The following is a 20,809-nucleotide window of genomic DNA, read 5'->3' as shown; positions in this document are numbered from 1 at the left end:
GATTCAGCGCGTTACTGATCCATTACCTTCTGTGATCTCCGGTGGCCGTGGGGCCATGGGGATCACGAGAGGTGGGACATGAAGCGGGTATGGGCCGGCGTGGTGGCGGCGGGCGTCTTTATGGTCGGAGCGGGTACCGCGGCCGCGGCGTCCTGGCAAGACCTCCCAAACATGGGCGTGCAGGGCGTGCGCTTCGATCAGGGCAAGTACAAGTTCAATCCGGCGGGCCGGAACCATGGCGCCTTCGAGTGGGCCGGATACCTCCACGACTCCTTGGCGAGGGACGGCCGCAACGTCTACATGCAGGTCCGCGTCGAGGGCCACGGACCGATCCGGTACTACGGCAAGCAGGGGCGGACGGTGACGCTGCACAAGTCCAACTGGGACGGTGCGCAGCAGTACACGGACGATGCCTACATCCGCGCCTGCGTCGATCGGGGAGCCGCCCAGTGGGACCTCTGTTCCAGGGAAATTCACTACAAGAAGTGAGCGGTCACCTCGGCACCCCGGACCCGGGCTCAGGCCCGGGTCCGCTTCCTTCGGGAGTCCAGATCGACATGTCAGAAATCCTCTCCGGCAGGGGAATCGACCTCCATTACGGCTCTGCGCAAGCCGTCAGAGGGGCTTCCGTGAGCCTCCACAGGGGCGAGGTGGCGGCAATCACGGGGCAGAGCGGTTCGGGCAAGTCGTCCCTGCTGTACTGCCTGGCGGGGGTTCTTCCTGTCACGAGCGGTGAAGTCCGTTTCGCCGGGCGCTTGTTGAGAGATCTCGGTGACGAGGAGCTCAGCGCCCTGAGACGAGACCGCTTCGGTTTCGTCTTCCAGTACGGCGAGCTGCTTCCCGAGCTGACCGTGGAGGAGAACACCGCGCTGCCACTGAGGCTCGCCGGGCAGCGCAAGACCCCGGCACTGGCCGCCGCGGGAGAGGTGCTGGGACGTCTGGGCCTCGCGGATCTGCGGGAGCGGCGCCCCTCACAGGTGTCCGGCGGCCAGAGTCAGAGGGTCGCCGTCGCCCGTGCTCTCGTGCACAGACCGGCGGTGGTCTTCGCGGACGAGCCGACCGGCTCGCTCGACAGCGCCAACGCGGCAACGGTCCTCGAGGAGTTCCTCGGTCTCGCCCGTTCGCAGGGGACCGCGGTCCTGCTCGTCACGCACGATCTGGAGGTCGCGGCCCGGGCGGACAGCCGGTACACGATGTCCGACGGCGTTCTCAGCGCGCGAGAGCGGGGTGCGTCATGAGGGAACTCGTTCTGGGGTTGCGACTGCTGTTCGGGAGCGGACCCGGTCATCGTGCGAGGTTCCTCCTCATGACACTCGGCAGCTCGCTCGGTGTCTGCTGTCTGGCCATCGTGCTGGCGATTCCCGGGATCCTGGAAGCGCAGGACGCGCGTGTCACCGCCCGCCAACCCGTCACACCGAGGGACCCGTCAGGCGCTGCCGTCGTCGACGGCTATCCGGTGACGCTCGCCCGCACCGATCCCTACGGCTCGACACCCCTCACCCGGGTCTTCGTGGCTCGCGGCACGCGGACCGTCGAGCCGCCGCCCGGACTCCGGTCGTTCCCACGGGACGGTCAGGTGTTCGTCTCCCCGCGACTGCACGAACTCCTCTGGCACAACACGGCGTTGGCGCAACTGGTCCCTGGCGAGCAGGGCGGATTGATCGGCCCCGCAGGGCTGGCGCGCCCTGATGAACTCATCGCGTACGTGGGCGTGAGCCGTGCTGAACTCCCCGACGGCGACCCCGTGGAGCGGTTCGGTGAGTCCCATGGGCCACTGCCCACACTGGACTCCTCCACTCTCGCCATCCTGCGCTTCACCCTGGCAGCGGTCGTCCTCCTTCCCCTCGTCGTCTTCCTCTCCGTCTGCGCGCGACTGTCCGCCGCGGACCGGGCACGCAGGCTGGCCGCGCTGCGCCTGCTGGGGTTGAGCAAGAAGGGGACGCAGCGGGTGAACGCCGCCGAGACCGTCGCGGCCGCCGGGCTGGGCGCGATCCTCGGGCTCGGCGAGTACTGGACCATGAACCAACTGGTCTCGCGGGTCGGCCTGCCGGGGTTCACGTGGTACCCCGCTGACGGGGCCCTCACCTTCGAGACCCTCGCGGTGTGTCTCGTCGGATGTCCGGCACTGGCCTGGTACGTGGGCCGTGCCAGTGCGGGAAAGGCCGCCGCCAATCCGTTGGCTGTCCGGCGCGGGGCCGTGGAGAAGGCGCCCCGGAAGTGGGTCTTCCTGCCGCTGATCGCGGGTCTGGGGGTCCTCACGGGCTACTGCGTCGCCGGCGTCACGCACCACACCCCCACGAGCACCGCCCTCTCCGCGTGGCTCATGCCGTCGGCGGCCCTCCTGTCCGGTGTCGGGCTCGCCCTCTCACTTCCGGCGTGCTCCCGATTTCTCGCGCGGCGGATGGCGCGCTCCACGCGGTCGTTCTCCTTCGGTCTGGCCATGCGGCGCAACGAGGCCGAGCCGGGTGGTGCCGTCCGGGTGGCCACCGGGCTCGTCCTGCTCGTCTTCGCGGCTTCCCTCGCGCAGGGGGTCGTCATCCAACTGGACAGCGTCGCGAGGAGCACCCTGCCCGTTCAGACGTACGACATCCAGTACGGGCAGCTCAGCGGGTCCCAGCGACAGGCGATCGAAGTCCTGCCAGGTGTCCGGGCGCATGTCGTGACCCTGAATCCGCCGCTCTCGGACGGCTGGGAGCAGTCACCGCGCCCCGAGGGGGTGGTGGCGACGTGCGACCAACTCCGCAAGGCGGTGCGGTGGACCGAGGGATGCGTGGACGGACGCCTCATGCGGCTGTGGGACCCCGGGCAGCCCCAGGAGGTGCGGACCGAGGCGGGCGACGAGGTCCGCTTCGGTCGGCGGGTGGGGCAGCGCTCCCGTGGCCTGAATCTCAAGATGCCGCGGCAGACCGTCCGGTACCGGGAGCACGAGGGCCTCGTGCTCCTGCAGAACGGAGGCGTTCTCGTCCCGCCTTCGATGCTGCCCCCTGGCGCGATCCCGCGGGAAGCCACGCTCAGGCTCGTCAGCGCTCCGGGGGAGAAGACCGTCCGTGCCGTTCTCGACGGCATCGGAGGCATCGCACCCACGGCCGGTGTCCTCCCGCAGGGCCTGAACGTCGACGTGTTCCAAGAGGTGACCATCGTCAGAACCCTCCTCGCCGTAGGCATCACCCTCGGCCTCGTCATCGGCGTCGCCGCCTACCTCGTGGCCGCCACCGACCGTGCCGTGGAGCGGCGGCCGCAGGTCACCGCGCTGACCCTGCTCGGTGCGCGGACGCGGACCCTGCGGGCGGCGCAGGTGGCGCAGGTGGTGCTGCCGTTGGTGGTGGGGCTGGTGCCGGCGCTGGTGGTGGGGAAGATGGCCGAGTCGAGCTACCTGGTCATCGGCGGCGGACCGGTCCTCTGGGACGGGGCCGGGGTCCCGGTCCTGCTCGCCTGTGCGCTGGGCGTCGTGGCCGTCGCCGCCGTCGGTGCGCTGCCGCTGGTCGGGCGGCGAATCGATCCCGAACTGATCCGGCGTCACTGACCGGGGTCGACGGTCCGAGGCGGGGAAAGGGGTGCGGCGTACGGTGAGCGGCAGACATCGGTGCAGAGAAGAGGTCCGGCATGGCCGCGTGGAACGTGAACGACATTCCCGACCAGAGCGGTCGTACGGCCATCGTCACCGGAGCAAACAGCGGGATCGGCCTCGTCACCGCGCGTGAGCTCGCCCGGCGTGGGGCGCGGGTCGTGCTGGCCTGCCGGAGCGAGGCACGGGGGAGTGAGGCGGGCGACCGGATCGCCTCCGAAGTGCCGGGCGCGGACGTGGAGTTCGTACGGCTGGACCTGGGCGACCTCGACTCCGTCGCGGAGTTCGCGGCGACCTACGACCGCCGGTACGGCGAGCGGCTCGACCTGCTCGTCAACAACGCCGGGGTGATGGCCCTGCCGCAGGGACGGACCACCGACGGGTTCGAGACGCAGTTCGGGGTCAACCACCTGGGGCACTTCGCGCTCACCGGACTGCTGCTCCCCGCGCTGCTGAACACCCCCGGCGCACGGATCGTGACCGTGTCGAGCATGGTGCACGCGCTCGCCAACATCGACATCGACGACCTCGGCAGCGAGCGGCCCTCCTACCGGCGCTGGATCGCCTACGCCCGTTCCAAGACCGCCAACCTGCTCTTCACCCACGAGCTGGCACGCCGGCTGGCGGCCATCGGGTCCGACGTGGTCGCGGCCGCCGCCCACCCCGGGTACGCCGCGACGAATCTGCAGACCGCCGGCCCCCGGAAGGCCGGCCGCAAGGGGGCCGAGCGGTTCATGGAGATCGGCAACCTGGTCTTCGGGCAGAGCCCGGAGGCGGGGGCGCTGCCCTCGCTGTACGCGGCCACCGCGCCGGGCGTGCGGCCCGACTCCTTCACCGGACCCTCGTTCGCGATGTGGCGTGGCGCGCCGGCGGAGTCCTGGCGGGCGGGCTGGACCCGCAACGACGTCGCGGGCGAGCGGCTCTGGGACGTTTCCCTGCAACTCACCGGAGTGCCGTACGGCGGCCTGAAGGCCTGACCGGTCCGGCGGTCAGGCGGTCAGAGCGCCCCGCCGCCGTCGACGACCAGGTCCGTGCCGACGACCGACGCCGCGTCCTCGGACGCCAGGTACAGGACGGCCGCGGCCACCTCCGCCGTCCTCGACACCCGGCCCAGCGGCAGTTCGTGCCGCACCCGTTCCACCCGCTCCTCCTCGGACTCCCCGGGGCGCAGCGACATCGTGGTGGCGGCGGCGCCGGGGCTGACGACGTTGATCCGGACGCCGTCGGCGATGTGGTCGAGGGCCGCGGCGCGGGTCAGCGCGGTGACGGCCGCCTTGGACGCGGCGTAGGCGGCGACGCCCGGGCGCCGGGTGTGCACGCCGATGGTGGAGGCGATGTTGACGATGGCGCCGCCGGCCGACTGGGTCCGCATCTGCCGGATCTGGGCCTGGAGGGCCAGGAACACGCCGGTCGTGTTGATGTCGAACTGGGCGTGCCAGTCCGCCTCCGCGAGGTCGGCGAGCGGTGTCCCGCCGTGGAAGACGGCCGCGTTGTTGACGGCCACGTCGAGTGAGCCGAAACGGTCCACGGCCGCTGCGACGAGCTCCCGCCAGTCCGCGGCGCGCGACACGTCGGCGGGCACGGCCAGCGCCTTGCCGCCGCGCGCCTCGATCAGCGCGACCGTCTCGTCCAGCGGGGCGGCGGTGCGCCCGGCGACGACGACGTGCGCGCCCTCGGCGGCGAACGCCAGGGCGGTGGTGCGGCCGATGCCGGACCCGGCGCCCGTGACGAGGGCGGTCCTGCCGGAGAAGCGGACGCTCACGAGTTCTCCATTCGTCTGCGGTGTCGTACGGGACGCGCACGGGACGCGTACGCGAGGGGATGCCCCATTTATTGAACTGATCGGTCCAGTATGAGGGGAAGGGGAAAGCGCCCCTCCGGGGTGAGTGTTCAGTCCAGCAGGGCCAGTGCCTGCTCCGCCGCGTCCTGGACGCGGGCCGGGTCCGTGGTCGCCTTGCCGACCACCCGCAGCCCCTGCATCAGGACCAGCAGCATGCGGGCGAGGGCCAGCGGCTCGCGGCCGGCGGGCAGTTCGCCCTGGGCCTCGGCGCGGACCAGAGCCGCGTGCAGCAGGGTTTCGAGGTGGTCCCAGTTGTGTTCGACCCGGCGGGCCGCGTCCGTGTCGTGCGGAGCCAGCTCGGCGGCCGTGTTGGTGACGAAGCAGCCGCTCAGGCGCCGTTCGCCGGTCGACGCCTCGGTCGCGAAGCGGCGTACGACCGCGCGGACGGCCGGCAGTGCGGGGCCCGGCTGGGACAGCTCCCGCAGCAGTTGCGGATTGCGCGCCTGCTGATAGCGGTCCAGCGCCTTCAGGTAAAGGTCGTGCTTGTTGCCGAAGGTCGCGTAGATGCTGGCGCGCCCCACGCCGAGGTGCTCGACGAGATCCGCCATCGACGTCGCCTCGTAGCCGCGGCGCCAGAACAGCTCCAGGGCCGACTGCAGCGCGGCGTCCGGGTCGAACTCCTTGGTCCTGGCCATGCGGGGAGCCTAGGCTTTTCCGGAACGATCGGTCAAGTCAGTGGGTGTTCACACCGTGCCGGTGGACCCTCGCCTCGTACGCCGTCCCCTCGTACGCCGTCTCCTCGTGCGCCGTCCCCTCGAACGTCCGCACCTCGTACGTCGTGACCGTCACCGTCTCGTCGTCCAGGCACCGTCCCGACTCCAGGTCGAACCGCTGCTTGAGGAGCGGCGAGGCGACGAAGGGCCGGCCCTGGTGGGAGCCGGTCAGGCCGCGGGAGAGGACCGCCGCCCCGCTGAACGGGTCGCGGTTGTCGATGGCGTACGTCCGGCCCGACCGGTCGCGGAAGACGGCGGCCTGGCGGCCGTCCGGCAGCAGCGCGGCCACCCCCCGGCCGGGCGTCAGGACGGACAGGTCGCAGATGGTCAACCAGACTTCACCCAGTCGGAGTTGGACATCCGCTGGAAGGGGGCTGTGTGGTCGGGTCATCGCTGGGCGCTTCCTTCCAGTGGGCGCGGGCCGATGGTCAGCAGCGGCAGGTCCGGCTTGATCTGGTCGCGCTCGGGGACGAAGCCGACCACCGGGTCGGGGGTGCCGGGGGCGTTCACGAACGACACGAACCGGGCCAGCCGCACGGGGTCGCGGAGGGTCTCCGCCCACTCGTCGCGATAGGCGCGGACATGCGCGGTCATCAGGGAGTCCAGCTCCTCGCAGATGCCGAGTGAGTCGTGGACGACGACGTCCCGGACATGGCCGAGGCCGCCCGGGATCCGCTCCAGCCAGGCCGAGGTGCGCTCCAGCCGGTCGGCGGTACGGATGTAGAACATCAGGAACCGGTCGATCAGACGGATCAGTCCGGCATCGTCCAGGTCCTGCGCCAGCAGGTCCGCGTGGCGCGGCGTGGCACCGCCGTTGCCGCCGACCCAGAGGTTCCAGCCGGTGGCCGTGGCGATGACGCCGAAGTCCTTGGAGCGGGCCTCGGCGCACTCCCGGGCGCATCCGGAGACCGCCGACTTGAGCTTGTGGGGCGAGCGCAGTCCCCGGTAGCGCAGCTCCAGGTCGATCGCCATCCGGACCGAGTCCTGGACCCCGTAGCGGCACCAGGTCCGGCCCACGCAGGACTTCACCGTCCGCAGCGCCTTTCCGTACGCGTGCCCGGACTCGAAGCCCGCGTCCACCAGCCGGGCCCAGATCAGGGGGAGTTGCTCGACCCGCGCGCCGAACAGGTCGATGCGCTGACCGCCCGTGATCTTCGTGTAGAGGCCGAAGTCCCGGGCGACCTCGCCGATCACGATGAGTTTCTCGGGGGTGATCTCGCCGCCGGGGACGCGTGGCACGATCGAGTACGAGCCGTTCCTCTGCAGGTTGGCGAGGAAGTGGTCGTTGGTGTCCTGGAGGGCCGCCTCCTCGCCGTCCAGGACATGGCCGCTCGTGCCGAGGAGCGGGGCGAGCGAGGCGAGGACCGAGGCGACGGCCGGTTTGCAGACCTCGCAGCCCTCGCCACCCCGGGCGCCGGGCCGTCCATGGCGGTCCAGCAGCGCCTGGTACGAGGAGATCCGCAGCGCGCGGACGATCTCGTACAGCTCCTCGCGGGTCTGCGGGAAGCAGCCGCACAGTCCGTGGTCGGCCTCGACGCCTTGCGCCGCCAGCTCCTCGTCCACGAGCTGGGCGAGGACCTTGACACAACTCCCGCAGCCGGTACCGGCCTTGGTGCACCTCTTCACTTCCTGCACGGTGGTCCGGGAGTCCGCGGTGACCGCCTCGCGGACCGTGCCCTTGGTGACGTTGTGGCAGGAGCAGACGACGGCCGAGTCGGGGAGCGAGGAGGGGCCGAGGGCGACCGGGGCGCCCGCGCCCGCCGGGAGCACCAACTGCTCGGGGGCGACCGGCGGCACCGATCCGGTGAGGGCGCGCAGGGTGCCGTACGTGTCGGCGTCGCCGACCAGGATGCCGCCGAGCAGCGCGCCGTCGCGGCCGATGACGAGCTTGCGGTACGTGCCCGAGCGCGCGTCGGAGTAGACGACGTCGAGGCAGTCGTCGGTGGTGCCGTGCGCGTCGCCGAAGGACGCGACGTCCACGCCGAGCAGCTTGAGCTTGGTGGAGAGGTCGGCACCGGTGAAGCCGGCGTCCGCGTCGGCGCCGGCGATGGCCGCGGCGGCCGTCTCGGCCATCTCGTACCCGGGTGCGACCAGCCCGTACACGCGGCCGTCGGACGCGAGGGCGCACTCGCCGATCGCGAACACGTGGGGGTCGGAGGTGCGGCACCGGTCGTCTACCGTGACGCCGCCGCGTTCGCCGACGGCCAGTCCGCTGTCGCGGGCGAGCCCGTCGCGCGGACGCACGCCCGCCGAGAACACCACGAGGTCCGCGGCGAGTTCGGAGCCGTCGGAGAGTCTCATGCCGGTCACGGTGCCGTCGGCACCGATGACGATCTCCTGTGTGCCGGTACCGGTGTGGACGGTCAGGCCGAGGTCCCTGACCGTGCGCAGCAGTGCCGCGCCGCCGCCCTCGTCGACCTGCACGGGCATCAGCCGCGGTGCGAACTCCACGATGTGCGTGGCCAGTCCGAGGCCCTGGAGCGCGCCCGCCGCTTCCAGGCCCAGCAGCCCGCCGCCGACCACCGCGCCGGTCGTGGCCCGCGCCCTCGCGTACTCCTCGATGGCGAGCAGGTCCTCGATGGTCCGGTAGACGAAGCAGCCCTCGGCGTCCCTGCCGGGCACGGGCGGCACGAAGGGGGAGGAGCCGGTGGCGAGGACCAGGGTGTCGTAGGCGACGGTCAGACCGGAGCGGGCCGTCACCGTCCGCGCCGCCCGGTCGATCGACCCGGCCGGGTCGCCGAGGTGCAGCTCGATGCCGTGCGCGGAGATGAACCCGGGGTCGGTCAGCGAGAGTTCGTCCGGGGTGCGGCCCGAGAAGTACGAGGTGAGCCGGACCCGGTCGTAGGCCGGACGGGGCTCCTCGGCCAGTACGACCACCCGGTGCGTGGCGGTCAGCCCGCGTTCGGCCCGCGCCTCCAGGACGCGCTGCCCGACCATGCCGTGACCGACGAGCACGATGGTGGGGGTGTCCGTGGACATCGGGAGCCTCCGTGGTCGGGGAGCGGTGGAGCGGCCCGTGGCCAGGACCCGGGCGGGCGGAAGCCGGTGGCACGGGCGGTGCTCCTCGGTGCCCACGGACGCGGCGGACGCGGCGGACGCGGCGGGCGCGGCGGGCGCGGCGGGCGCGGCGGGCGCCGGCAGAACGCCGGCTCTTCCTGTCGCAGGGCCTGCCGGGCCGACCGGGCCGACCGGGCCTGCCCGATCGCCGGGTTCTTCGCGGCCCCGGGCGGCACGGGTGCCCGCGGATCCGGTGCCGGTCGCCACCGGCCGCGCGTTCGAGGTCATGCCCGCAGCGTGCGACGCCGGTGTTACCCGGTCGCATCACCGCTGTTTCCCGGGCGGAACGCTGACCTCAGCGGGGGCGGCGACCGGTTGTGAGGGTCCGGCCCGTCGTTCCGCGCGCCGGGCGGAGAACCTCGGAAGACGCCCAATTCCGTGGACGACACATCCATCCCCTCCGTTAGGGTCGCGATCATGCCCGACATATCGCTGACCATGGTCGTTGTGCTGTGCCTCGCCTCCCTCGCGGCGGGATGGATCGACGCCGTGGTGGGCGGCGGCGGACTGCTCCTGCTGCCCGCGCTGCTGCTCGGACTGCCGGGCGGCACCCCGGCGGCGTACGCGCTCGGGACCAACAAGGCGGTCGCGATCGTCGGGACGAGCGGCGCGGCGGTGACCTACGCGCGCAAGGCGCCCGTCGACGTGCGGCTGGCCGTCCGGATCGGTCTCGCGGCGCTCGCCGGCTCCACGGCCGGTGCCTTCGTGGCCGCCGGGATGAGCACGGACGTCCTGAAGCCGGTCGTCATGGTGGTCCTGGTCGGCGTCGGGACGTTCGTCATCCTGCGCCCCGCCTTCGGCACCGCACCCTCGGCCGGGCCCGTCCCGCCGCGCCGCGTGCTCGCCGCGATCGGACTCGCCGGCCTCGGCATCGGCTTCTACGACGGACTCGTCGGCCCCGGCACGGGCACCTTCCTCGTCCTCGCCCTCACCGCGCTGCTCCACCTCGACCTGGTGACCGCCTCCGCGACCGCCAAGATCGTCAACTGCTGCACCAACGCGGGCGCCCTCGCGACCTTCGCCTGGAAGGGCACGGTGTACTGGCAACTGGCCGCGCTGATGGCGGTCTTCAACCTCGTCGGCGGGACCGTCGGGGCGCACACCGCGCTGAAGCGGGGCAGCGGGTTCGTCCGGGTGGTCCTGCTCACGGTGGTGTTCGCGCTGGTCGCGAACCTGGCGTACCAGCAGTGGGTGGCCTGAGGCCGCCGCTCGGGCCGGACCCGTGTCGCCCGCGCGCGGGCGGGCCCGGGTCAGCCGCTGCCGGTCAGGTGGGCGAAGACGACCACGTTGCCCTGGTAGCCCGTCGCCTTCGAATAGTCGCCGCCGCAGGTGATGACGCGCAGTTCGGGGCGGGGCGCGGCCCCGTACACCTTGTCGTCGGGGAAGTCGCGGGCGTCGTACACCTCGACGGCGTCGACGGTGAAGTGCGCGGTGCCGCCGTCGCGGCGCGCCACCTCGATGGCGCTGCCCTTGTGCAGGGAGCCGAGGTCGTAGAAGACGGCCGGTCCCTCGGTGTTGTCGACATGGCCGGCGACGATGGCGGTGCCGCGTTCGCCGGGCGTGGTGCCGGCCTCGTACCAGCCCGCGAGGTTCTTCTGCGCGGCGGGCGGGACGTCCAGACTGCCCTGGGGGGTGAGCCCGAGGCCCATCAGCGGGGCGTCCACGCCTATGGAGGGTATGCGGATCCGCTCGGGCGGGGAGTGGCGGAGCGCGGGGACGGACTGCCGGACCGCGCGGCCGGTGCCCGACTGGGCGGCGGAGGGCTGGGGCGGCGGGTGGCTCTCGGTGCCGCTGCGCACCAGCCAGACGCCCGAGCAGAGGGCGACCACGGTGACGGACGCTATGAAGGTGTTGCCGACGCTGCCGGGGCGACCGGCCTTGGTTATCCGGTGCACGGGAGCCTCCTCTCGGGGTTCTTCGGGGATTCCTCGAGGGGCCTTTCGGGCTGCCTCGGGGTTTCGCCCGTGGGTGGGTCCCCGTCCCCCTCCGGGCCGCGAGGGGCGTCGGGCCACGGAGGGGGAGGGGACGGCGGTACCGGCAGACGGACAGCGGAGGGTGTCCGTCAGATCCCGTCGCCTCTCGCCCGGCGATGCAGGAGCCAGGTACCGCCCGCGGCGGCGACGGCCAGTGCCGCCACTCCCGCCGCGGTCTTCGTGGGGTCGGTGCCGAGTGCGCCACCGACGCCCGTGTTCACATGTCCGTGCGGCTGGAGCCCGTCGTGCGCCGAGGCACCCGAGGTCGTCGAGGTCATGGTGACCGTCAGATCCCCGGTGACCTGTGTGCCGCGGGAGCACTTCGCGACGATCTCGTACGTCCCCGGCTGCGCGCTCGGCGGCACCCGGAACCGGCCGACCGCGTCGCTCTCGCGCGGGCCGGCGGCGAGCGGGAAGGTGCCGGCGCCGACCGCGCTGGCGTCACCCGTCGCGGCGCCGTTCGTGCCGCACGCCGCCGTGCTGACGGTGATGTCGCCACCCGGGAGCGCGGTGGAGGGGGACACCACCAGACTCACGGTGCTCTCGCCGTACGCGGGCACGACGGTGAGACCCGCGGCGGCGACGGCGAGCGCGGTACCGATCAGCAGACGGGCTGTGCGTCGCATGGTTGCTGCTCCTCCGAGGGGGCGCGGCCCGCGGCACCCCCAAGTGCCGCTGCGTCGGTCGTGCCCCTGCCCTTCCGAGGTAAGTGGCATCGGTGCGCGCCCGCTTGCCCGGGGAAAGCCGGAAGTGCGGTGAACGGGTGGCGTACGAGGGGGCCGTACGGGCGGATCGGGGAGCGTTTCGGCAGGTCAGCGGTGTGCGTCGAACGTGAGGGGAGAACGGGGGTCCGAAGGGGGGAGGGCATGGGTGAACGGGTGAAGAGCGCCCGGCCCCGTCGACACGGGCGTCCGGTCACGCCGACGCGGGCGTCCGGCCCCGACGGAGGGGCGCGGCGCCCGCTCGGCCTCGACGGGACCGGACGGTACCGGGGTGTACGGCCCGGCGCGTCAGCCCACGGACACGGCGGACCAGGCCGCCGCCACCGCGCCGTACTCCGTGCTGCCCGCGCCGTACAGATCCTTCGCCGCGTTCAGGGTCGCCGTCCGCGCACCCGCGTACTTGGTCGAGGACGTCATGTAGACCGTCAGTGCCCGGTACCAGATCGCGCCGAGCTTGTCCCGGCCGATGCCGGTGACCGTCGAGCCGTCGCAGGTCGGGCTGTCGTACGGGACGCCGCCCACGGTCGTCGGGCCGCTGCCCTCGGCGAGCAGGTACGCGAAGTGGTTCGCCACGCCGGACGAGTAGTGGACGTCGAGGTTCCCCACCGACGAGCTCCAGCAGTCCGCCGAGTTGCCGTCCTTGGAGGGGCGGTCCATGAAGCGCAGGGCCGGCTTGCCGAACCCGGAACGCACCACCTTCTCGCCGATCAGGTAGTCACCGGGGTCGGTGGCGTTGTGCGCGTGGAACTCCACCAGCGTGCCGAAGATGTCGGAGGTCGCCTCGTTGAGGCCGCCCGACTCGCCCGAGTACGTCAGCGCCGCCGTCTTCGAGGTCACTCCGTGGGACATCTCGTGACCGGCCACGTCGAGCGCCACCAGCGGGCCGAACGTCGTCCCGTCACCGTCGCCGTACGTCATGCAGAAGCAACTGTCGTCCCAGAAGGCGTTGTTGTACTTGCTGCCGTAGTGCACGCGGTTGTACGAGCCCTTCCCGTCGCCCGCGATGCCGTTGCGTCCGTGCACGTCCTTGTAGTAGTCCCAGGTCTCGTCCGTGCCGTACTGGGCGTCGACCGCGGCCGAGGAGCGGTCCGTGGCCGCGCCGCCGCCCCAGTGGTTGTCGGCGTCGGTGAAGAGGGTCGCCGGGGCCCGGCTGATGCAGATCCCGAAGATGCACAGGTCCGTCTTGTTCGCCGCGTCGCCCGTGTACGTGTTCCCCCGCGTCGGGTCCTTGAGCTGGTACGCCGATCCGGACGGCGTGGTCTCCAGCGGGACCGTGCCGCTGTAGAGCGAGCTGCCGTCGCCGGTCGCCGTCTCGATGCTGTCCCAGGCGTCGATCCGCCGGCCGGTGCGGGCGTCGGTGAGCACCATGCGGGCGACCGGGTTGCCCAGTGAGTCCTGGCCCACCACGTCGGTGCGCCAGGCCAGTCGGGGCGTGCCGTGCAGGGCGTCGACCACCAGCTTCGGCCTGGCCGTCACCTTCCTCAGGGTCTGGCCGGCGTGTGCGGCGCGCAGCGCGGTGGCGGCCAGGGAGGCGGCCTTCGGGGCGGAGAGCGCGGGCGTGGTGGTGGGGACGGCGAGGTCGCGGGAGGTGGCCCGGTCCGCGCCGCGGTAGGAGCCGTCCGGGGCGAGATGGATCACGAAGTCGCCGCCGAGCACCGGCAGTCGGCGGTACGTGCGGTCGTAGCGCACGTGCCGGCCGCCGTCCGCGTCGATGACGACGTCGCGCACGCCGGTGCCCTCGGCGGAGGTCAGGCCCAGCCGGGCGGCCTCGTGCGCGAGGGCCGTCGCCGCGTCGGCGATCGCGGTGGCCCGGCTCGGCCGTTCCGCCGCGCCGGCGGTGGGGGTGACGGCGCCCGCGGTGGGGGTGAGGGCGGTCGCCAGCAGGGCGGTGGTGGCCGCGGCCACCCCGGCGGCCAGACGGGAACCTCGGGTGGGCCGTATCCGGTTCCGACTCATCGGTCTCCTCGGGGAGGCACGCTCAGACGCGTGTGGGGGGCGCTGATGTCGGTTCAGATTTAAAGGTGCATGACATGTCATGTCCATAGCCCACGTACGGTTCCGGCGGGTGTGGAGAGAATCGTTTCCGTGCCCTCACGAATGAGGGACGATCATGGAGACGGCGCCCGGAACGACCATGGAACGACCACGGGAACCACGGTGGCGACGACGTCCGGGGCGGCCACCGGGACGACCCCGGGGACGAGGGAGGAGACCGGCTCGTGAACGTCGCGAACGGGGGACGACTGCCGTTCTTCGCCTACGGCACGCTGCGCCCCGGCGAGCACAACCACGACCTCCTCCTGCGCGGACGGACGCGGTCCGAGGAGCCTGGGACGATGCGGGGGATCGTGCTGTACGACGGACCCGGGTATCCGTACGCCGTGGAGGAGCCCGCCGGCGTCGTGCGCGGGGAACTGGTCACGGCGCTGCCCGAGGCGTACGGGGAACTGCTCGGCGCGCTCGACCGGCTGGAGGAGTACGTGCCGGGCGACCCCCGCAACCTGTACGAGCGGGTGGTCGGGGACGTGATCCGCGCGGACGGCACGGCGGCGCGGGCCTGGGTGTACCTGGCCGCCCCCGCCGTCGCCGCCCGGCTGCGCGCCCACGGCCGGCTCGTCCCGGGCGGGGACTGGCGGGAGCGCGGGCGTACGCCGTGACGGGGTCCGCCGGCGCCCGGCAGACGTGGTGCGCCGGGAGCGGTGCGCGACCTGGGACCGCCGGGCGGCTACTGGCGGTTGAGGGAGCGGGTGACGCCCGCCGCGATCGTCGTCGCCAGGATCCAGCCGGTGGCGATCAGCAGGTACGAGAGCCACTGGTAGCCGTCACGCGGCGCGAAGGCCGTCTCCTGCCCGAAGTCGACCAGGGGCAGCAGCAGGTCGAGGGTGTAGACGAGGGGATTGAAACCGGGTGCCTCGGCCGGTTTCAGGGCCGCCGGGTGGTGCAGCGCGAAGGTGACCGCGCCCGTGCACAGCAGCAACAGCAGCCAGCCGGCGGCGCGCATCGGCCGGAAGCCGTACCCGACGGTCGCGTCCTGCAGATGGCCCCAGAACCGGGCGGGGCGTGACAGCGTCCCGCGGTGCCGCCGGAGCTTGGCCAGCTGCACCGTGCGCGCGGCGGCGTCGTCGCCCGCGGTGCGGTAGGCGGTCGCCAACTGCTCGTAGGCGTACGGGAGATAGCCCGACTCCTCGCGTTCGAGCAGGGGCAGCCGCAGTTCGGCGGGCAGATGCGGGGCGAGGGTGCGGTAGCTGAGGCCGTCGATGCGGACCCGGCCGGGCCAGGTCTCCGGGGGAACGTGCAGCAGGTCCAGCTGGGAGCGGCGCAGATTGACCGTGCCCACGATCGGAGGGGCCTCGCGCAGCCACAGCTCGCCGATGACACAGCTGCTGGCCCGCAGGGCGGGTCCGCCGGGGTTCGACAGCCGGGCGTGGGCCAGGTTGAGCTGGTGGGGAATCCTCGCGCCGCTCAGGTTGACCCGCCCGTGGGCGCGCAGCCGCATGGCCCGCAGATCGGTGCCGACCGACAGCGTCTCGGCGTGCAGCGCGGTGCCGCCCGGCGCGTGCAGTTCGGCGTCGTCGAGGTTCAACTGCCCGCCGAGCGTCGCGCCGTTCAGCCGGACCTGGCCGTGGGAGACGAGACCGACGGCCCACACGTCGGTGCCGACCTCGGCGTGGTTGAGCTGGAGGGCCGGCTCCGCGGAGGCCTCCGGGGCCCCGGGATCGCGGGGCGGGGCGTCCGGGTCCGGTGGCACGCCGAGCCGCGCCCCGTTCAGGAAGACGGCGCCCGAGATCTTCGCGCCCTGGAGCCGCACCTGCCCGGTGACACGGCAGCAGCTGAGCCGCAGCACCCCCTCCACCCGCAGGGTGCCGGCGGTGAGTCCGGGCAGCACCGAGTCGCTCAGCACCAGGTTGCGCAGCCGCGCCCCGTACAGGTTCGGATCCTGCTCGAAGTGGCAGAACCGCAGCCGTACGGGGTGGTCGACCGTCCCGTAGGCGAGGTCCAGCCGCCCGGTGACGCGCGCCCCGCTCAGCCTCAGGCCGGCGATCCCGCCCTCCCGGGCGGCCCCGCCGATCAGCAGCGCCCTCAGCACCTCGGCGCGCACGGTCCGCTCCGGTCCCCAGGAGGCCCCGTCCGCGGCGTCCTCGACGTCGCTCTCGCGGAAGTCGACGCCCTCGCCGAGCGGGAAGGCGTCCCGGACCCGGCGTTCGGCGGGCGTCAGGTCGGCGGGGATCACCGCGCACCCGCCGAGGCCAGCGCCCGCGCCACGCCGGGCTCCTTCCGCCCGAGGAACCGCGGATCGGGCTCGAACACCACGTCCAGCAGGGCCTTGCCCGCCGCGAACACCTCGCGGGCACCCCCGTAGTACCAGGTGACGTTGTGCGCGTCGTCGACCCCGACGCCGTACGAACGCACCCCCGCCGCGCGGCACAGCGCGACGGCCCGCCGGATGTGGAACCCCTGGCTGATCAGCACCGCCTCGTGGACCCCGAAGATCTTCCGGGCCCGTACGCACGAGTCCCAGGTGTCGAACCCGGCGTAGTCGCTGACGATCCGGCCGTCCGGCACCCCGTGCCGGGTCAGATACGCGCGCATGGCGTCCGGTTCGTCGTAGTCCTCGCGGCTGTTGTCCCCGGTGACGAGGACGACCTCGATCCGTCCCGCCCTGTACAGCCGCGCCGCCGCGTCCAGCCGGTGCGCGAGGTACGGCGACGGCTCGCCCTCCCACAGCCCCGCCCCGAACACCACCGCGACCCCGGTCCTCGGCACGTCCGCGGTGGTCCGCAGCCGGTCGCCCGTCACCGCGTACAGCCAGGTCGCGGGAAGCAGCGCCAGCACGCACAGCGCCATGATCACCTGCACCGCCCTGCGCTGCCCGGCGCGGGTGCGGGGGAACCGGAGGAACCGCCGGAGCTGCCGGGGCCGTCGGAGAAGCGGTCTACGGATGCTCGGGCCCGGCAGGCGCAGCATGATCGGTGTCCCCCAGATGGCGTCGGCGCGTGACGGCGTTCGACAGATGGGGACGCAGCGCAAGCCCGTTCGGTTCGGTGTGGTGCGGTGACCGGGGTCACCCGACGTCGCCGGCCGCGCGTGCGCGGGCCTCACGGATGGGCGGAACGCCACCGTGAACCCCCGGAAAACCCCCGTCACGCCGGTGCAACGGCGCGGCAACCTCCGACCGGCACGATCGGTCCATGACGGCGTCGCAACCCCCTCACGACGAGTCCCCGGCCGGCACCGGGGGCCGGCCGCTCCCGGGCGCTCCCCTCGACACCACGGCGCAACTGATGAACGCGATCACCAGCCGCCTCGGCACGCAGCTCAGCCTCGTCTCGCTCAACGGCACGCGGCGCCCGGCGCCCCCGCCGCTCGTCCTCGTCGCGCACGGCAGCCGCGACCCACGCGCGCTCGACACCGTGAGCACCCTCGCCGAACGGGTCCGCGAGCTGCGCCCGCACCTGCCCGTGCGGCTCGGTCATCTGGAGCTCGACGAACCGCTGCTGCCCGCCGCCCTCGCCTCGATCGACACGGCCCGCGACCCCCGGGCCGTCCTCGTGCCGCTGCTGCTCAGCCGCGGCCACCACGTCAAGCGGGACGTCCCCGCGGCGGTGGCCGCGGTCCCGGGCCTGCGCGCCCGCGTCGCCGCCCCGCTCGGCCCGCACCCGCTCCTCGTGGAGACGCTGTACGCGCGGCTGGTCGAGGCCGGCTGGCGCACCCGGATGAGCGACGCCGCCCGCCGGGCGAGCGGCGTCGTGCTGGCCGCCGCCGGCTCCCGCGACCCCGACGCGGCCGTCGACACCCGCCGCACCGCCGGTCTGCTGGCCGAACGCCTCGGGGTGCCCGTCACGGCGGCGTACGCCTCCGCCGCCGCGCCCACCGTCCCGGCCGCCGTACGGGCCATGGCCGCCCGGGGCCGCCACCGCATCGCCGTCGCCTCCTACTTCACCGCACCCGGCCGCTTCGCCACCGCGTGCGCCGGGGCCGCCCCCTGGATCGCCGCCGCGCCCCTGGGCACCCACCCGGCCATGGCCCGCCTCGTGCTGCACCGCTACGACCAGGCCCTCGCCGCCCCCGAACCGGCCTTCGCACGCGAGCTCGCCGCGACCTGAACCGTGGCTCGCGGTGGTCCTGCGGGCTCCGGCCGTCACCGCCTGCGACTACTGTCGGGTGCATGGAAGGCACCGCACCGAAGGCATGCGAGCACCACACCGGCCACGAGGAGTACGACGAGACCGCCGTCGAGCGCTGGGCGGTCGAGCCCGACAAGCGCCCCGGACGCACCGCCTTCCAGCGCGACCGCGCGCGTGTGCTGCACTCCTCCGCGCTGCGCAGGCTCGCGGGCAAGACCCAGGTCGTCACGCCCGGCACCCTTCCCCAGGGCCTCGACTCCGCCCGCAGGGGAGGGACCCTCGACCGGGCCTGGGACGCCAGCCCCCGCACCCGGCTGACGCACTCCCTGGAATGCGCCCAGGTCGGCCGTGAGCTGGGCGCGGCCCTCGGCTGCGACCCCGACCTCGTCGAGGCGGCCTGCCTCTCCCACGACCTCGGCCACCCGCCCTTCGGACACAACGGCGAACAGGCGCTGAACGAGTTCGCGCGGGACTGCGGAGGCTTCGAGGGCAACGCGCAGTCGCTGCGGCTGCTCGCCCGCATCGAACCCAAGCGGTTCGTGCCGTCCGAGGAGACCGGCGAACTGGTCAGCGTCGGCCTCAACCTCACCCGCGCCACCCTCGACGCCGCCACCAAGTACCCCTGGCCCCGCGGCGCCCACCCCACCGCCCCCGAGTCACCGAAGTTCGGGGTCTACGAGGACGACCGGCCGGTCTTCGACTGGATCCGCGAGGGCGCCCCCGCCACCCGCACCTGCTTCGAGGCCCAGGTCATGGACTGGTCGGACGACGTGGCCTACTCGGTCCACGACGTCGAGGACGGGCTGCACGCGGGCCACATCGACCCCGGCTGCCTGCACGCCGAGCCGGAACGGCAGGAGATCTTCGCGGTGGCCATCGGGCGGTACGTGTCCGCGGAGACCGACCCCGCCGAGCTCGCCGAGGCCCTCGACCGCCTCCTCGACCAGGACTGGTGGCCGCACGGCTACGACGGATCGGCCATCGCCCAGGCCCGGCTCAAGGACGCCACCAGCCAGCTCATCGGCCGCTTCTGCCTGGCCGCCGAGGGCGCCACACGGACCACGTACGGCCTCGGCCGGCTCACCCGCTACGGTGCGGAACTGGTCGTTCCGCGCGCCGCGCGCCTGGAGTGCGCGGTCCTCAAGGCGGTCGCGGACCGTTACGTCATGCAGCGCGCCGAGCAGGAACTGCTCCGCGCCGATCAGCGGATCGTGGTGGCCGAACTCGCCGAGGCGCTCACCGCCCGCGCCCCCGACGGCCTGGACCCGCAGTTCAGGGCACTGTTCGACGAAGCGCCCGACGACCGCGCCCGCAAACGGGTGATCGTCGACCAGATCGCCTCGCTGACGGACGCCTCGGCGCGCTCACTGCACCTCAGGTTCACCACCCGCCCCACCACAGGCGGCGGAGTGTGACCCTGCGTGGCCTGATCGGGCCACTCCCTCTTCCCGCATCACGCTGCGTGCGGGACGCTCGCATGGGGCGACATCCTTACGAGGAGGCATCAAGTGGTCGACGCGGATCAGACATTCGTCATCGTCGGAGGAGGCCTGGCCGGCGCCAAGGCGGCCGAGACACTCCGAGCGGAGGGATTCACCGGGCGGGTGATACTGATCTGCGACGAACGTGACCACCCCTACGAGCGCCCGCCGCTCTCCAAGGGCTACCTCCTCGGCAAGGAGGAGCGCGACAGCGTCTTCGTGCACGAACCCGCCTGGTACGCGCAGAACGACGTGGAGCTGCACCTCGGCCAGACCGTCGACGCGATCGACCGCACCGCGAGGACGGTCCGCTTCGGCGACGACGGAACGCTCGTCCACTACGACAAGCTGCTCCTCGCGACCGGCGCCGAGCCGCGCCGCCTCGACATCCCGGGCACCGACCTCGCCGGAGTCCACCACCTGCGCCGCCTCGCCCACGCCGAACGGCTGAAGGGAGTCCTCGCCGCGCTCGGCAGGGACAACGGGCACATCGTGATCGCGGGCGCCGGCTGGATCGGCCTGGAGGTCGCGGCGGCGGCCCGCGAGTACGGCGCCGAGGTCACCGTCGTCGAGCCGGAGGCGACCCCGCTGCACTCGGTCCTCGGCCCCGAGCTCGGACAGCTCTTCACCGACCTGCACCGCGAGCACGGCGTCCGCTTCCACTTCGGCGCCCGCCTCACCGAGATCGTCGGCCAGGACGGCATGGTCCTCGCCGCCCGCACCGACGACGGCGAGGAACACCCCGCCCACGACGTCCTGGCGGCCATCGGAGCGGCACCGCGCACCGGGCTCGCCGAGGCCGCGGGCCTGGAGATCGCCCCCCGGGCACAGGGCGGCGGCATCGCCGTCGACGAGCGGCTGCGCACCTCCGACCCCGACATCCACGCCGCCGGTGACGTCGCCGCCTTCCCCCACCCCCTCTTCGGCACCCGGCTGCGCGTCGAGCACTGGGCCAACGCCCTCAACGGCGGACCGGCGGCCGCCCGCGCGATGCTGGGCCGCGAGACGCCGTACGACCGCGTGCCCTATTTCTTCTCCGACCAGTACGACGTCGGACTCGAGTACTCGGGCTGGGCGCCCCCGGGCACCTACGACCAGGTGGTGATCAGGGGAGACGCGGGCAAACGGCAGTTCATCGCCTTCTGGCTGAAGGAGGGCAGGGTGCTGGCCGGGATGAACGTGAATGTGTGGGACGTCACGGAGCCGATCCAGCAGCTGATCCGATCCCGGGCCCGGGTGGACGCCGAGGCACTGGCCGACCCGCACGTCCCGCTGGACAGTCTGCTCCCGTGACCCACGGCGGCGCTCGGCTGTCACCGCGCCCCCGTAGAAT

The 20,809-nt window shown here is 73.0% G+C and carries 17 protein-coding genes and 1 pseudogene; 9 read left to right on the top strand and 9 right to left on the bottom strand.

Annotated elements, in window-relative coordinates; translation table 11 throughout:
• Positions 1-171: 171 nt before the first annotated feature.
• The 4 genes from ACFV2J_RS12465 (at position 172) to ACFV2J_RS12450 (ending at position 4,542) form a co-directional block, all read left to right on the top strand.
• The gene (locus tag ACFV2J_RS12465) at positions 172-489 is read left to right on the top strand and encodes a hypothetical protein (protein ID WP_385081755.1); all 318 of its coding nucleotides are present in this window, start codon (positions 172-174) and stop codon (positions 487-489) included.
• Positions 490-557: 68 nt separating this feature from the next.
• Entirely contained in the window at positions 558-1,238 is a 681-nt protein-coding gene (locus ACFV2J_RS12460; protein WP_385081756.1) for an ABC transporter ATP-binding protein, read from the top strand.
• 68 nt (positions 1,239-1,306) lie between these two features.
• On the top strand, positions 1,307-3,523 hold the full coding sequence (locus ACFV2J_RS12455; RefSeq protein ID WP_385081757.1) for an FtsX-like permease family protein: 2,217 nt from the start codon (positions 1,307-1,309) through the stop codon (positions 3,521-3,523).
• Between the two features lie 80 nt (positions 3,524-3,603).
• Positions 3,604-4,542 (top strand): oxidoreductase, encoded by a 939-nt coding sequence (locus tag ACFV2J_RS12450; RefSeq protein WP_385438439.1) that lies wholly within the window; start codon positions 3,604-3,606, stop codon positions 4,540-4,542.
• Positions 4,543-4,562: 20 nt separating this feature from the next.
• On the opposite strand, the gene ACFV2J_RS12445 is transcribed toward ACFV2J_RS12450, so the two are convergent.
• From ACFV2J_RS12445 to nirB, 4 genes and pseudogenes are all read right to left on the bottom strand, one after another.
• Positions 4,563-5,327, bottom strand: coding sequence for an SDR family NAD(P)-dependent oxidoreductase (locus ACFV2J_RS12445; protein WP_385081760.1), 765 nt, complete (start codon positions 5,325-5,327; stop codon positions 4,563-4,565).
• 128 nt (positions 5,328-5,455) lie between these two features.
• Complete coding sequence (locus ACFV2J_RS12440) at positions 5,456-6,040, bottom strand: TetR/AcrR family transcriptional regulator (protein WP_385081762.1); 585 nt, start codon at positions 6,038-6,040, stop codon at positions 5,456-5,458.
• A gap of 127 nt (positions 6,041-6,167) precedes the next feature.
• Positions 6,168-6,509 (bottom strand): annotated as a pseudogene (gene nirD / locus ACFV2J_RS12435) (nitrite reductase small subunit NirD); the annotation flags it as partial.
• On the bottom strand, positions 6,506-9,097 hold the full coding sequence (gene nirB / locus ACFV2J_RS12430; protein ID WP_385438434.1) for a nitrite reductase large subunit NirB: 2,592 nt from the start codon (positions 9,095-9,097) through the stop codon (positions 6,506-6,508). The gene nirB and the pseudogene nirD, both read right to left, overlap by 4 nt.
• 495 nt (positions 9,098-9,592) lie before the next feature.
• Between nirB and ACFV2J_RS12425 the strand changes: the two genes are divergently transcribed.
• Entirely contained in the window at positions 9,593-10,375 is a 783-nt protein-coding gene (locus ACFV2J_RS12425; RefSeq protein WP_385081764.1) for a sulfite exporter TauE/SafE family protein, read from the top strand.
• A gap of 50 nt (positions 10,376-10,425) precedes the next feature.
• Here ACFV2J_RS12425 and ACFV2J_RS12420 read toward each other — a convergent pair whose 3' ends face one another.
• The 3 genes from ACFV2J_RS12420 to ACFV2J_RS12410 form a co-directional block, all read right to left on the bottom strand.
• Positions 10,426-11,070, bottom strand: coding sequence for a class F sortase (locus ACFV2J_RS12420; protein ID WP_385081765.1), 645 nt, complete (start codon positions 11,068-11,070; stop codon positions 10,426-10,428).
• Between the two features lie 167 nt (positions 11,071-11,237).
• Positions 11,238-11,774 (bottom strand): hypothetical protein, encoded by a 537-nt coding sequence (locus tag ACFV2J_RS12415; protein ID WP_385081766.1) that lies wholly within the window; start codon positions 11,772-11,774, stop codon positions 11,238-11,240.
• A 384-nt stretch (positions 11,775-12,158) separates the two neighbouring features.
• Positions 12,159-13,826: a M4 family metallopeptidase gene (locus tag ACFV2J_RS12410; RefSeq protein WP_385438430.1), complete on the bottom strand. Its 1,668-nt coding sequence runs from the start codon at positions 13,824-13,826 to the stop codon at positions 12,159-12,161.
• A gap of 263 nt (positions 13,827-14,089) precedes the next feature.
• Here ACFV2J_RS12410 and ACFV2J_RS12405 point away from each other — a divergent pair, with 263 nt between their 5' ends.
• On the top strand, positions 14,090-14,527 hold the full coding sequence (locus ACFV2J_RS12405) for a gamma-glutamylcyclotransferase family protein (RefSeq protein ID WP_385081768.1): 438 nt from the start codon (positions 14,090-14,092) through the stop codon (positions 14,525-14,527).
• Positions 14,528-14,595: 68 nt separating this feature from the next.
• Here ACFV2J_RS12405 and ACFV2J_RS12400 read toward each other — a convergent pair whose 3' ends face one another.
• Entirely contained in the window at positions 14,596-16,101 is a 1,506-nt protein-coding gene (locus ACFV2J_RS12400; RefSeq protein WP_385081769.1) for a membrane-associated oxidoreductase, read from the bottom strand.
• Positions 16,098-16,811, bottom strand: a complete 714-nt coding sequence (locus tag ACFV2J_RS12395) for a vancomycin high temperature exclusion protein (protein WP_385081793.1) — start codon at positions 16,809-16,811, stop codon at positions 16,098-16,100. Before ACFV2J_RS12395 ends, ACFV2J_RS12400 begins: the two co-directional genes overlap by 4 nt.
• Positions 16,812-17,059: 248 nt before the next feature.
• On the opposite strand from ACFV2J_RS12395, the gene ACFV2J_RS12390 reads away from it, so the two are divergent.
• The 3 genes from ACFV2J_RS12390 to ACFV2J_RS12380 all read left to right on the top strand — a co-directional run bounded on the left by ACFV2J_RS12390 (position 17,060) and on the right by ACFV2J_RS12380 (position 20,769).
• The gene (locus tag ACFV2J_RS12390; protein WP_385438426.1) at positions 17,060-17,974 is read left to right on the top strand and encodes a sirohydrochlorin chelatase; all 915 of its coding nucleotides are present in this window, start codon (positions 17,060-17,062) and stop codon (positions 17,972-17,974) included.
• 62 nt (positions 17,975-18,036) lie between these two features.
• Positions 18,037-19,410, top strand: a complete 1,374-nt coding sequence (locus ACFV2J_RS12385; RefSeq protein WP_385081771.1) for a deoxyguanosinetriphosphate triphosphohydrolase — start codon at positions 18,037-18,039, stop codon at positions 19,408-19,410.
• A 93-nt stretch (positions 19,411-19,503) separates the two neighbouring features.
• Positions 19,504-20,769, top strand: coding sequence for an NAD(P)/FAD-dependent oxidoreductase (locus ACFV2J_RS12380; protein WP_385081772.1), 1,266 nt, complete (start codon positions 19,504-19,506; stop codon positions 20,767-20,769).
• Positions 20,770-20,809 lie beyond the last annotated feature (40 nt).

Origin of the sequence: Streptomyces sp. NPDC059668, assembly GCF_042734135.1 — a bacterium.
In the GTDB taxonomy this organism is placed as follows: domain Bacteria; phylum Actinomycetota; class Actinomycetes; order Streptomycetales; family Streptomycetaceae; genus Streptomyces.
This window is presented reverse-complemented; position numbering and strand designations above follow the sequence as displayed.

Excerpts from the sequence above, each read along its gene's own strand:
- ACFV2J_RS12450 (WP_385438439.1), top strand. The coding sequence starts at position 3,604 with ATGGCCGCGTGGAACGTGAACGACATTCCCGACCAGAGCGGTCGTACG.
- ACFV2J_RS12425 (WP_385081764.1), top strand. The coding sequence starts at position 9,593 with ATGCCCGACATATCGCTGACCATGGTCGTTGTGCTGTGCCTCGCCTCC.
- ACFV2J_RS12465 (WP_385081755.1), top strand. The coding sequence starts at position 172 with ATGGGCGTGCAGGGCGTGCGCTTCGATCAGGGCAAGTACAAGTTCAAT.
- ACFV2J_RS12455 (WP_385081757.1), top strand. The coding sequence starts at position 1,307 with ATGACACTCGGCAGCTCGCTCGGTGTCTGCTGTCTGGCCATCGTGCTG.
- nirB (WP_385438434.1), bottom strand. The coding sequence starts at position 9,097 with ATGTCCACGGACACCCCCACCATCGTGCTCGTCGGTCACGGCATGGTC.
- ACFV2J_RS12385 (WP_385081771.1), top strand. The coding sequence starts at position 18,037 with ATGGAAGGCACCGCACCGAAGGCATGCGAGCACCACACCGGCCACGAG.
- ACFV2J_RS12390 (WP_385438426.1), top strand. The coding sequence starts at position 17,060 with ATGACGGCGTCGCAACCCCCTCACGACGAGTCCCCGGCCGGCACCGGG.
- ACFV2J_RS12410 (WP_385438430.1), bottom strand. The coding sequence starts at position 13,826 with ATGAGTCGGAACCGGATACGGCCCACCCGAGGTTCCCGTCTGGCCGCC.
- ACFV2J_RS12415 (WP_385081766.1), bottom strand. The coding sequence starts at position 11,774 with ATGCGACGCACAGCCCGTCTGCTGATCGGTACCGCGCTCGCCGTCGCC.
- ACFV2J_RS12460 (WP_385081756.1), top strand. The coding sequence starts at position 558 with ATGTCAGAAATCCTCTCCGGCAGGGGAATCGACCTCCATTACGGCTCT.
- ACFV2J_RS12440 (WP_385081762.1), bottom strand. The coding sequence starts at position 6,040 with ATGGCCAGGACCAAGGAGTTCGACCCGGACGCCGCGCTGCAGTCGGCC.